Source organism: Ruegeria sp. O6, assembly GCF_056535045.1.
The window spans coordinates 41,716-54,194 of the sequence record NZ_JBQERM010000016.1 but is presented as its reverse complement, the minus strand read 5'-3'; the positions used below and the strand labels follow the sequence as shown (position 1 = coordinate 54,194).

General features: G+C 55.5%; 11 protein-coding genes. 9 read left to right on the top strand and 2 right to left on the bottom strand.

Annotated features, from left to right (window positions below; all coding sequences use genetic code 11):
* Positions 1 to 32 precede the first annotated feature (32 nt).
* Complete coding sequence (locus ACR0DY_RS17165; protein ID WP_480483647.1) at positions 33 to 1,130, bottom strand: glucokinase; 1,098 nt, start codon at positions 1,128 to 1,130, stop codon at positions 33 to 35.
* Positions 1,114 to 1,302 (bottom strand): family 1 glycosylhydrolase, encoded by a 189-nt coding sequence (locus ACR0DY_RS17160; protein ID WP_480492735.1) that lies wholly within the window; start codon positions 1,300 to 1,302, stop codon positions 1,114 to 1,116. The genes ACR0DY_RS17165 and ACR0DY_RS17160 overlap by 17 nt, the downstream gene beginning before the upstream one ends.
* A gap of 219 nt (positions 1,303 to 1,521) precedes the next feature.
* On the opposite strand from ACR0DY_RS17160, the gene ACR0DY_RS17155 reads away from it, so the two are divergent.
* From ACR0DY_RS17155 to ACR0DY_RS17115, 9 genes are all read left to right on the top strand, one after another.
* Positions 1,522 to 2,271, top strand: coding sequence for a sugar phosphate isomerase/epimerase family protein (locus tag ACR0DY_RS17155; protein ID WP_480483649.1), 750 nt, complete (start codon positions 1,522 to 1,524; stop codon positions 2,269 to 2,271).
* A complete protein-coding gene (locus ACR0DY_RS17150) occupies positions 2,271 to 3,317 on the top strand; it encodes a LacI family transcriptional regulator (protein ID WP_480483650.1) in 1,047 nt (348 codons plus the stop codon). The genes ACR0DY_RS17155 and ACR0DY_RS17150 overlap by 1 nt, the downstream gene beginning before the upstream one ends.
* A 22-nt stretch (positions 3,318 to 3,339) precedes the next feature.
* A complete protein-coding gene (locus ACR0DY_RS17145) occupies positions 3,340 to 4,089 on the top strand; it encodes a basic amino acid ABC transporter substrate-binding protein (RefSeq protein WP_480483651.1) in 750 nt (249 codons plus the stop codon).
* 66 nt (positions 4,090 to 4,155) lie between these two features.
* On the top strand, positions 4,156 to 5,802 hold the full coding sequence (locus ACR0DY_RS17140; protein ID WP_480483652.1) for an amino acid ABC transporter permease: 1,647 nt from the start codon (positions 4,156 to 4,158) through the stop codon (positions 5,800 to 5,802).
* Positions 5,799 to 7,784 carry a beta-galactosidase gene (locus tag ACR0DY_RS17135; RefSeq protein ID WP_480483653.1) on the top strand — a complete coding sequence of 662 codons (1,986 nt, stop codon included), beginning with the start codon at positions 5,799 to 5,801 and terminating at the stop codon, positions 7,782 to 7,784. The genes ACR0DY_RS17140 and ACR0DY_RS17135 overlap by 4 nt, the downstream gene beginning before the upstream one ends.
* Positions 7,785 to 7,908: 124 nt before the next feature.
* The gene (locus tag ACR0DY_RS17130) at positions 7,909 to 9,033 is read left to right on the top strand and encodes an extracellular solute-binding protein (RefSeq protein ID WP_209507630.1); all 1,125 of its coding nucleotides are present in this window, start codon (positions 7,909 to 7,911) and stop codon (positions 9,031 to 9,033) included.
* 116 nt (positions 9,034 to 9,149) lie between these two features.
* The gene (locus tag ACR0DY_RS17125; RefSeq protein WP_480487392.1) at positions 9,150 to 10,262 is read left to right on the top strand and encodes an ABC transporter ATP-binding protein; all 1,113 of its coding nucleotides are present in this window, start codon (positions 9,150 to 9,152) and stop codon (positions 10,260 to 10,262) included.
* A gap of 12 nt (positions 10,263 to 10,274) precedes the next feature.
* Positions 10,275 to 11,195: an ABC transporter permease gene (locus ACR0DY_RS17120; protein ID WP_209597330.1), complete on the top strand. Its 921-nt coding sequence runs from the start codon at positions 10,275 to 10,277 to the stop codon at positions 11,193 to 11,195.
* Positions 11,192 to 12,460 carry an ABC transporter permease gene (locus tag ACR0DY_RS17115; protein ID WP_480898790.1) on the top strand — a complete coding sequence of 423 codons (1,269 nt, stop codon included), beginning with the start codon at positions 11,192 to 11,194 and terminating at the stop codon, positions 12,458 to 12,460. Before ACR0DY_RS17120 ends, ACR0DY_RS17115 begins: the two co-directional genes overlap by 4 nt.
* Positions 12,461 to 12,479 lie beyond the last annotated feature (19 nt).

The following is a 12,479-nucleotide window of genomic DNA, read 5'->3' as shown; positions in this document are numbered from 1 at the left end:
TCCTTTTCAGAGTATTTTGTCAGGGAGACTTGTTATCGCATCAAAGCGTTCTTGCAGAAATTGTTCGCCCCGATGATGCCGAACTCTGCTTGCTCGGAGACATACAGGTTCAACGAGCGGCGCAGCTCGCTGAAACGGCCACCGCCGTTGAACGCTTCCCGGAACTCTTCGCCGAATAACCAGCGATTCTTTTCCGCGACGCCGCCAACAAGAAACACTCCGCCCGAAGGCATCAGTGTGACAGCCATGTCGCCCATCAAAGCCCCCAGATGGGTGTTGAACATCCGAGCGGCTTGTACCGCGATGGGGTCAGAACGGTCGCGGGCATCGAGCAGAATGTCTTTCGCCGAGCGCGTTGGTGTCTGTATATGGCCTGCCGCCAGCCCGATCGCCTGATATAGGATAGGCAAGCCCGTACCGCTCAGGAACATCTCAGCTTCCAGTGCGAGGCTGTCACCAAAAAAACACTCAGGCGCAATGCTGCGGGCTGCTTCAAAGATGTCAACTTCGTCGCGGTGACGCGGATACAGACCCACATGACCACCTTCTCCGGAGACTGTGTGATAGTGGCCCTCGGAAAACAGCAACGCTCCCACGCCAAGCCCGGTGCCAGGACCCACCACCAATCGCGTGCCTGCGGGCGGTGTCGCGTGACCTTGCAAGACGGCAACATCTTTCTGGGTTACTTCTGCCACCGACCACGCGGCAGCGGTGAAATCATTGATTACAAACGTATGACTGGCGCCGGTGGCTTTTGCCAATTCGGCCTCGGACAGGTCCAGATTGGCATTTGTCAGCCGAATCGTGCCATTCCGGACAGGGCCTGCACCCGCCGCCACGACCGCCTGTGGATTTGTTCCGATTTCATCCCGAAGCGCGTGAAACGCTTCCAGCAGATCTTCCAGTGTCCCCGTTGGGCGCTTGCGTAGGGCTGTCAGCTCTCCGTTCGTAACCACGCCCAGCCGCGTGTTGGTGCCCCCTATGTCAGCAACCAGATTCCAATGCTCATGCACCGCACCGAATGGTTGCGCTAACGGCTGAGAGACGTTCTGACCCCCGGAATGGGCAGACTTTAGCGCCATGAAAGACGCTTTGGGTGTTCTCTCAAGCGTTTCAAAATTCACGTTCACCAGTCCAAACCTTTTTCCACATTCGAAGGCCCATTCGCATTTGTCGCAGTAGTGACCAAACAAAACAGCCCTTTACCGGAACATTTTGTGCAAAAGCGTCCCTTACGGCAGCCAGGTGTCGGTCGAGATAATCCATGCGATTATCATTCTGAAGACGTTCTGCGCGCGCCATACCGTTTTTGGTGATACAGATTGGTGGCTCGCTCGTATAGCCCTTCATTGTTCGGATCAGAAATCGGTTGCGGGAAATGGCTCGATTTCCCACCCCATCTGGGTTTTAGGCAAAGGCTCGGAGCCTTATTCAAAGCTGGCGTACGGATCGAATCAATACGGCGCTTGACAAGGATACAGCTCGTAATTCACCATATTTGAAACGTTTCAAAGGTGAGGGATGCGAGTTTCTGCCCAACTCTACACAGTGCGGCAATGCGGTGATCTTGCAGATCAGCTGCAATTGGTTGCGGCCTGCGGTTTTTCAGATGTCGAAACCACTGGCTTGCACGGCCTGACCCCAGCTCAGATGGCGGGCACTATTTACGGGTCAGGCCTTAATGTTCGGTCTGCACATTTTGATTGGGAAGAGTTCGAAGGGCGATTTTCGGATATCGTCGAAGTATTAAACCTAATGGAATGCCGGGTGGCTGTCATGCCTTGGCTGGCGCCCCAGGTGCGGCCCGACACTGCCGAGGGATGGAGGGCGGTGTCGGGCCAGTTGTCCAAATGGGCAAATCAGCTGACAGATCATGATATCAGCCTGGCGTATCACAATCATGATTTTGATCTTATCGGTGAGGCTGGTGACACACCTCTTGACCTGATCCTTGCCGGCGGAGATGTCTTTTGGCAACCAGATATCGGTTGGCTGGTTGCGGCTGGTCTGGATCCGGCGGACGCGATCCGCCGCCACGCCAATCGAATCCTGTCCGTGCATGCAAAGGATATCGACCCAGCAGGCGGAACAGGTGACGCGCGCTGGCGCGATTTGGGCGAAGGCGTAGTTGACTGGAACGCAACCCTGCGTGCACTTGCCTCGACCAACTGCACGGACCTGTTTGTCGAACATGACGAAACCGATGATCACGTGCGCACCCTGCAAACGGGTCGGTCATTTTTGACGGAACAATTGGCAGGGTTTGGGTGATGGCGCGGGCGACGATCAAATCGATTGCCAGAAGTACTGGGTATTCCGTTGGCACAGTCTCGAATGCTTTGCGGGATTCCGTATCGGTGAAACGGGAAACCCGGGAAGAGATTCAAAAAGTTGCGTCGGATCTGGGATACCGGGTGAATCTGGATGGCCTGAAGCTACGCACCAATAAATCCTATAGAATCGGGGTCATGGTCAGTGTTTCGAACGATGCTGCGGAAGAGTGGGAAGGTGTAGAGTTTACGCGTATTCTAGCCGGTATATCCAATGCGCTAATAGGAACACGCTATCAGTTGAGCGTATTCAGCACATGTGATGGCGAGGCTGCGGTGCAGACGTTGAAGTCCATCGTGCAGGAAGGGCAGGCTGATGGCGTGATCTTTTCCGGCACACGTGTTCATGATGAACGCGTCGCGTATCTGCAGGGGCAGGGCTTTCCTTTTGTCACATACGGCATGAGCGACAGCCCCCAACCGCATCCTTATGTGGATCTCGACAGTCAGGCAGCGGCTTATGATGCCACCGCCAGGCTGCTTGGGCTGGGGCATCGCCGCATCGCTTTGATAAACCCGCCGGATGACCTGATCTATGCGCAGCAACGCCGCAGGGGTTATGCTGAAGCGCTGTCAGAATGCGGTGTGGAGTTCGACCCGACACTGGTTTCCACCGGCCCGACCACCGCGGAATCCGGTCAGCAGAAATTTGCTACGCTTATGGAGTTGCCGAAACCGCCGAGCGCCATCATCTGCGCTAATGAGGCCATAACCCTTGGGGCGCTGTCAGCTGCCGATAAAGCCGGAGTGCAGGTTGGAAGGGACGTTGTGGTCATCTCGAACGACGACTTGAAGCTCAGCCAGTATTTTGTACCGCCACCCAGCACTTATTACTTGCCGATTGCTGAAACAAGCCGTCTGCTGGGTGAGTTCATGTTGAAAGCTTTGGACGGGGTCGATCCGTCCGAGATTCAGAAAAAGATCAGGGCCTCATTGATCGAGCGGCAACCTGACACCCCGGCGCCGGATGCGGCGCAAACCACCTGATCCAACAAAGGAGTACCTGAAAATGTTTAAAAACCTACTTGCCGCTGCAACACTCACAACACTGATGGCTCCAGCGGCCTTTGCTGCCGACCTGGAAGGTCGTGTTCTGAAAATCGGAACCGATGCGACATACCCACCGATGGAAACCGTGGATGAAACAACCGGTGAGATCGTGGGCTTTGACGTCGATGTGATGAATGCAATCTGCGCGAAGGTCAATTGCGTCCCCAATTTCGTAAACACCGCCTGGGACGGTATCTTTGCGGCCCTTCAGCAAGGTGAGTTCGATCTGGTTATCTCGGGCGTGTCGATCACACCGGAACGCGAAGAAACCATGGACTTTTCCGAGCCTTACATCGTTGTCAGCCAAGCCATTCTGTTGCAGGTCGATAATGCTGACATGACACTTGAGGACTTCAAAGCCGGTGGCCAGAAACTGGCCGCGCAAACCGCGACGACCAACGCACAATTGGCTGAAGAGCTTGTCGGGCGCGAGAATGTCAGCCTTTACGACAACTTCTCGGCCGCCATTCTGGCGCTTCAGAACGCGGACGTTCAGGGCGTGATCATCGATGGCACTTCGGCGGCGGCCTATGAACAGGAATTTGCGGGCGAATTGACTGTTGGCATTACAGGCCTGCAATCCGACCCGTTGGGTATCGTGTTTCAGGAAGGCGATCCGACAGTGGATGCAATTAACGCTGGTCTGAAAGCCATACAGGAGGACGGAACACTGGACGAGCTGACGGCCAAATACTGGGGCACCAACTGATCCATTAGCGCCCTTTTTTGGTCCGGCGGTCAGCACCGCCGGGCCTTGTTTTAGCGGAGAATTTCCATGTCGCGCCTCAGCACGATCCGCCCGAGTAACATGGTGTTGCTCGCTGCAGCGCCCTTTATTATCTACCTGTTCGCTACATCCTCAAAATACTTGCGGTCGTTGGTTGCAATTCTGGGGATCGGCATCGACGCGGGGCCCATTTTTGTAGGATTTCTGCTGATTGCGACCGTTGCGATCCTTGGATATCTTTGCGCCCGCTACGCGCGGTTTTCACCAAACTCCCCCGGCTGGTTGAGGTTCAGCGCGCTTGCCGCGTTACCGGCGGCTGCGGCGCTTTTGGTCATCAGCTTTGTTTCTCCGCAGCTTCTGATGCCATTTGCCGAGTCTGTCTTCTTTCATGCGCTCAGCGAAAACACCTCGCCCCTCATCGATCGGTCCAATCAGACCTGGGTACTGTTTCCGGACGTGATCGCCAGGGTTCAGACGGGATTACAGGTTATCCTGGCGGTTTACGCAGCTGTAGTCGCGCTTTGCCTACTGTCGGCACGTTTGCAGCCGCCCTGGCGCGGGCGCGTCTTGTTGGGGTTGGAGAGTCTCACAGGCGCGGTTCTGTTTTATCTCATGTTCATGGCTCATTGGCAGTTCGCGACCGGGGTGGCCATTACATTCCGCGCGGCCATCTTTGCCTATATCTTCGCGGCCATTCTTGGTTTGGTCTGGGTCGGGTTGCAATCGTTTAAACCAAAGGCGCGTACTACGGTCGTCTATGGTTCGATCAGTTTGGCATTGCTGGCAGCCTCGGCCTTTTTCTTCATGCAGCCGCAGGTCAGCTTTGTTCTGGTGGGCAGCACCGAGGGGCGTATCGCGGTTGTGCGCGGCACGCCGCAGGCGCAGGCTGACATTATCCGGTTTGGCGAGTTCGAGGGGGCCGGCGGTCAGCAATATCGCATTCGCAGCGCAACCGATGCCACTGCCGCGCTTGAACAAATCGAAACGGTCGACAGTGTCTCGGGCGCTTTTGTCCCGGAGGAGGCGCATTCGCAAGGTTATCCGGTCCTGTGGCAAACAAGATTTCTACCCGACAAGTACCGCAATCCAGCCCTGGCATTTGCCGTGCTCGGGTTTTTGTTGCTGACACTGACCATCGGCGGGGCTCAGCATAAGCTGCATCCGCTTGCGGTCGGGGCTGAGTTTTTCGTGGATACGATACGTGGCATTCCGATGCTGGTGATCATTCTTTATATCGGTTTGCCGCTGGCGGGCGCAGTCAAGGATGTTACCGGCGGCGGTATCGATATGACCAATATGACACGGGGGATCATCGCGATCTCGGTTGGTTATTCCGCCTATATGGCCGAAATTTTCCGGTCCGGGATCGAGGCGATACCAAAAGGCCAATTGGAAGCGGGCAGCTCTCTGGGTTTGTCGCGATGGCATACGGCGCGGCTTATCGTTCTGCCGCAAGCCCTGCGGATTGTAACTCCACCGCTTGGCAATGAGTTTATCGCGATGATCAAGGACACGTCATTGCTGTCAATCCTGTCCGTCCGCGACATGACCCAGAGGATGCGAGAATTTCAGGCGGCCAGCTTTCTGCCCTTTGCTCCCTTCAACACGGCGGCAATCCTGTATGTTGTCCTCACACTCGGCTGCGCCAGTTTCCTGAAGTGGATCGAACGACGCACAGCAAAGGACACACGATGAGCGCGCTAGAACTTGGGGTTTGTTACTACCCCGAACAGTGGAACCCTTCGCAATGGCGAGACGATGCCGCCCGAATGGCGGACATGGGGCTGGATTGGGTGCGGATTGCTGAATTCACCTGGGGCCTGATCGAACCCGTGCGCGGTCAGTTTCACTGGGACTGGCTGGATGAGGTGATCGAGATATTGGGGCAGGTTGGACTACGGGTCATGATGTCCACCCCAACGGCCGCCCCCCCCAAATGGTTGATCGATGAGTATCCCGAAATCCTGCCCGTTGGGCCGGATGGTCGGGTCAGAGGGTTCGGTTCACGCAGGCATTATTGTTTTTCCAGTGAGGTTTATCTGGCCGAGGCGCAAAGGATCGCAACCGAATACGCTCGCAGATATGGTCAGAATTCGTATGTACAAGCGTGGCAGATCGACAATGAGTATAACGACCACGATACAGTTCTCAGCTATTCCGATGCCGCGCGGACTGGTTTTCAGAACTGGTTGGAGGAACGATATGGTGCAATCGACGTATTGAACGACGCGTGGGGAACCGTTTTCTGGGGGTCGCTTTACTCACGGTTTGGTCAGGTCGAACTGCCCAACGGGCTGGTCGCCACGCCCAACCCAGCCCACGCGCTGGATTTTGCGCGCTATTCTTCAGAACGGGTTCGTCTGTTCAACAAAACGCAGGTGGATGTTCTGCGCAAATATGCGCCGGGGCGGGATATCACCCATAACTTCATGGCAAGCAGTTTCGAATTCGATCACCACGCCGTGGCTGCTGATCTGGATATTATCGGGTTCGACAGCTACCCACTGGGGAACCTTTTGGGCTCTACCCTTTCGGATGAAGAAAAGCGCCGTTATTTGCGCACCGGCGCACCGGATTATCAGGGTTTTCATTGTGATTTATATCGCAGTCAGGGGCGCGGTCGGATGTGGGTGTTGGAACAGCAGCCGGGTCCGGTAGATTGGGCCGATAAGAATCCGTCTCCGGCAGAGGGGATGGTTCGGCTTTGGACTTGGGCGGCCTATGCACACGGCGCGCAAGCCGTGATGTTCTTTCGCTGGCGACAGGCAAAATCTGCTCAAGAACAATACCATACAGCGATATTGCGGTCAGATGGCAGCCTGGATCAGGCTGCTATTGAATTGGCTGAGATCGTAAAGGATCGCGCCATTTTGCCACCCGAGAGGCGGGCAAAAGCGCGGGTTGCAATGCTGCTGGATTATACCTCGATCTGGGCGGCGGATATCCTGCCGCATGACAGGGATTTCCCCAATGTCCAGATTTTTCGCGAGTGGCACACTGCTATTCGTGGTTTTGGGGTCGATCTTGATTTTGTTGGCCCTGAAGATGAACTGAGCGGCTATGCCCTCATCGTATTACCGCAAAGCATGATCGTGACGGCTGACCTTGCAGACAAGCTTGACGCTTCGGGAGCCAAGATACTGATAGGTGCCCGTTCGGGCAGCAAGACATCCGGGATGAACACTCCTTCCAATCTGGCTCCGGGCGAACTGGCAAAGTTAACAGGTATCCGTGTCACGCGCGTCGAATCACTCCCTTCACTTGCGCAGGAGGCTGTGATTCTTCCCGATGGTCAGCAACTCGAATTCACGGGCTGGCGTGAAATCGTCGAAACCAAAGAGCACGTTTTGGCCCGCTTCAAGAGCGCTTATTGCGATGCCAGCCCGGCGGTCATCCGTTCTGACCGCACGACCTATCTGGCAATGGTTCCGCGTAATGAGCTTTTGCAAGCGATTGTCGGTGAGGTACTGAACTGGGCTGGGATAAATGCAACGCCTTGCGATCCCGATTTGCGCATAACCCAACGCGGCTCGACCTACTACGCGTTCAACTTCAGTGACGTTTCAAAGCCTTTGCCTGTTGGCCTTGCACGTCAAATTTTGCTTGGTTCAGATCCGGTCAATCCAAAGGACATTACCGTTTGGCAGGAGAATGCGGCGCCTCATAATTCAGCTTAGACGTGTCAAATCGCGAAACTGGACATAAGATTTTCGCAAACTGTCACTTTTGGACTGACGGATGGGCGCAGAAAGTCCTATGAATAGAAAACAAAAAAATCGAGTCCAACAACGGGAGAACACTATGGTTACCAAATCATCACTTTCCAGACGCACTGTTTTGAAAGGAGCAGGTGCCGCTGCACTTGCCGCGCCTCTTTACAGCAAGAGCGCACTGGCGTCGTCCGGTGAAATCAACATCCTGATGTGGTCGGATTACCTGCCGCCCAGCTTTATCGAAGAGTTTGAGACCCTTACCGGCATCAAGGTGAACTACACCGGGATCGGCTCAAACGAAGAAATCATCAACAAGATGAAGGCAACCAAAGGTCAGGGCTTTGACATCGTCTCGCCGACCAACAACCGCTCGTTGCAGTGGGAGCCTCTGGAGCTGTTGCAGCCCTTTGACATGAACAAGGTTCCGGTCGACTTGGTGAACCCTGCCATGGCCAAAATCGGTACGGATGCTTGGAACTTTGGCGGCGCCGGGGTCCACTGGTTGCCGCATATCTGGGGCACCGAAGGTATTGCATACCGCACCGACTTGTGGCTGCCAGCTGGGGACGCACCATCCTATGGCGACGTCTGGTCGGAAGAAAACGCAGGCAAGACCATGGGCCGCGCGCATTCGATGATGCTTGGCGCTGGTCTCTACATGGAGCGTTCCGGCGAGATGGAACCGGGTTCGGTCTGGGCCGCATATGGCGATGAAGAAACCATGCGCAAGGTCTGGGGTCAGATCACCGACTGGTGCATTGCACGTAAGGATCGCATCAAGCTGATCTGGAACGACGCCGACACGCAGAAGAACGGCCTTCTGAACGAAGGTGTTGTTGTCGGTCAAACCTGGGACGGCCCACCACTGGCACTGAAATCGGCTGGTGAACCGGTGCACTATCAGGCGCCTATCGAAGGGGCGATGGCATGGGTTGACGGGATGTCGATTCCATCCGGCGCGGCGAATATCGACCAGATCTATGCCTTCATCGACTTCGCCTATCAGGCCAAACCTGCCGGTGTTGCCATCGACAGCCACGGGTACAACTCTCCTGTTCTGGGGGCTGACCAGTATTCTGGCGACACTTACAAGAAGAACTTTGCCGAGGCCTATCCGGGCGACTCGCTGGCCAACCTCAACCCGTGGCCGGCCGAAGCACCGTGGTATGCTGAAACGCGGACCGAGTTCGTCAACAAGTTCAAGAGCGCATAAGCGATCTGAAACCATGCCCCTCGCGTTCTGCGGGGGGCAACAATCTGTGCGCCGCTCCGGCGTAACGGAAAGCTATGTGGTGTGGTGACAGCACGCACCTCAGGGAGATACCAAAAATGAGTGCAGGGGTCGGAGTCGATCTGGAAAACCTGTGGATCCGCTTCGGTGACTTCGTCGCCGTGCGCGATGCAAACGTCAATATAAACGGGGGCGATTTCTTTTCGTTCCTCGGGCCCTCGGGTTGCGGAAAAACAACGATCTTAAGGGCTGTTTCCGGCTTTCTCGAGCCTAGCGAAGGCAATGTCCTGATCGGCGGCAAGAACATGCGGGGCATCGGACCTAACAAACGCCCCACTGCTCTGATCTTTCAGAACCTGGCGTTGTTTCCCTTGATGAAGGTCTGGGAGAACATCACGTTCTCGATGGAAATCAAAGGTGCCAGCAGCGCCGAACGGCGCAAGCGCGCTGATGAGCTTTTGGACATGATCGCGCTGCCGGGGCAAGGCGACAAACTTCCCAGCGAATTGTCTGGGGGTCAGCGTCAGCGAGTGGCCATCGCTCGCGCCCTTTGCGCCGAGCCGGATGTTCTGCTTCTTGATGAACCTTTGTCGGCACTTGACCTCAAACTGCGCCAGCACATGCGAACGGAACTGCGTGAGATACAGCAGCGGGTGGGCATTACCTTTATCTACATCACACACGACCAGGGCGAGGCACTGACCATGTCAGACAATATCGCCGTCATGCGTGCAGGTGTGATTGACCAGATTGCCGACGGTAAAACCATCTACAACGATCCCAACACGGCTTTCGCGGCCTCATTTGTCGGCGAAAACAACGTTTTCCGTGGCAAGATCAAACAGGTCATGGGCAACGAGGCGCTGATCTCGACCAACCGCTCGGGCGACCTGGTTGCACGGATATCGACCGCCAACCAAGGCAAGATGAAAGAAGGCGATAGTGCGATGATGTTCATTCGTCCCGAAGCCTTCGCCATTGCGCCCGAGGGGGCTTCGGGTGACCATTTTGTTACCGCGCGGGTCAACCACGAAGAATTCGAAGGCAACGTCTTCAACATCTTTACCGAAGGTGAAGGTGGAAAAGAGATCAAGGTGTCGATCCCGAACCATGGACAATCCTTCGAGGACCACACCGGACAGAACATCACGTTGGAATACAAGACGCATAATGCCGTCATCGTTCCTGCGGGTGAACTGGCTGCAGAATAAGGGGAAAAACTCATGCCCCAGTTTCTGAAAGACTTCTTCAATCGCAACGGCACCGGCATGGGAGTGGCGATCCTGGGTCTGGTTCTGTTCTGGACCATCGGCCTGATCATCCTTCCGCAGCTGTCGATGTTGGACTTCTCGTTCCGTCCGAACCTGCCGCCGCCAGAGATCGGCGGACCCAAAGACGTATATACGCTGGAGAACTACAAATATCTGATTTATGGCCCCGAAGGCGGCAGTCAGGACTACAACACCGTTGATCTGAGGGTGTTTTTCCGAACTCTTGTGGCTGCGGTTTTTGTGACGGTTTTCAACCTGATCATCTGCTATCCGATTGCCTATTACCTGGGTCAGGCCGAAGGTAGCCATATTCGTATCTTTGCGATCATGCTGATCATCCCTTACTGGATCAACGAAATCCTGCGCGCCTTTGCGCTACGCATCATCTTTGGGGAAACAGGTGTGTTGAACACGTTGTTCACGGGGTTGGGCATCTGGGATACGCCGTTCGACTTCATTCGCAATGACATCGCGCTCTATGCGGGTCTGGGATACGCGTACATTCTGCTGATGATTTTCCCGATGTATAACGTGATTGAAAGTCTGGACAAAAACCAGATCGAAGCAGCACGCGACCTTGGTGCGCCCTGGTGGCGGATTCATTGGCGTGTGGTCATTCCTTATGCCAAGCCGGGGATCAGCTCGGGCTGTACCATGGTCTTCATGTTGTCCGCCGGTGCGTTGGCTGCGCCGCAAATTCTGGGCGGGCCGTCCAGTTTGTGGTTCACCCAACTGATCTATCAGCAATTCAATGACAACAACGACTGGCCACAGGGCGCCGCCTACGCAATCGTTCTGTTGGTCACTTGTATTCTGTTCGTGCTGGCCATGATGCGCCTGTTCAAAGTGAACATGGGGGATATAGGGAAATGAACAATTCCTTCCTCCGCATAAGCATCTGGGTCTATCTGGCGATCTTCTTCCTGTATTTGCTGGGCCCGCTGGTGATCATGTCCGTCACCGCGTTCAACTCGCCCGGGTTCCCCCGAATGAGCCCATGGGAATGTCTGACATTCCAATGGTTTGGCGAACTGTTTCAGGATCAGCGTATCCTGAACGGTATCAAGAACTCGCTGATCATCGGAATCGGCACGGTCATCCTGTCCGTGGCGATGGGTTTGGCAGGCGCGCTGATGCTGACCCAGATCTGGCCGAAGCTTCGCGCGACCTACTATACGGTCATTATCGCACCGATCCTGATCCCCGGTGTGGTTCTTGGTATCTCGACGCTGGTCTTCTGGGACCGGATCAACCGGATGCTGGGGCTGGGGGCCGACAGTTTCCTGTCAAACGGCATCTTCCTGACGGTGATCGGCCAGTCCACCTTTATTGCCAGTTACTGTATGCTGGTGCTGGTGGCGCGGTTGCAGCGTTATGATGTCGCCCTGACTGAGGCGGCACTGGACCTTGGGGCCAGCCACGCTCAGGCTTTCCGCAAAATCCTGCTGCCGTTCATGCGCCCGGCGATTGCCTCGGCGGCGGTTTTGGCATTCCTCGCTTCTTTCGAGAACTACAACACCACCACTTTCACTTTTGGCGAATACCCGACGCTGACGATTGAGCTGGCTCAGAAGGTTCGCTACGGCATCACGCCTGCGATCTCGGCGCTGGCATTCATCATCGTTGCGCTGACGGTTTTCTTCGCTCTGCTGAACGAAGCCAAGCTGAAACGCCAGGAACTGGTAGCCGCGGCGCGTAAAAACGCAACGGTCGAGGAACTGGCTGGCAAGATCAAGCTGCCGAGTTTCTTTGCCGGTAATATGGCCGCCGTGTTGCTGGTCGCATTTGCGGTTGTAACGATCACCGTTATAGGCACAGCGGCGACCTACAATCCGGCGCAATGCATTGCCGATGTTCGCGAGCAAAAACAGCTGGAAGCGGAACAACGCATTCAGGAACTTCGCAAGCAGCGTGAGGAACGCCGCAAACAGCAGGAGGCGGAAAAAGCCGGGCAGGGTGATGCCCAAACCGCGCCAAAGCCGTCAAATAACAGCGGTTTTGGTAATGTCTTCGCTCCGAACTCGCTGGATGGTAGCGAGAATGAAAGCAACGAAGGTACTTCTGAATCCGAGAGTGAGCCATCCAACAACAGTGGTTTCGGAGGGGTGTTTGACCCCAACAGCCTGAAAAGCGACTAATGCTGTGCTAAGCGGCAAC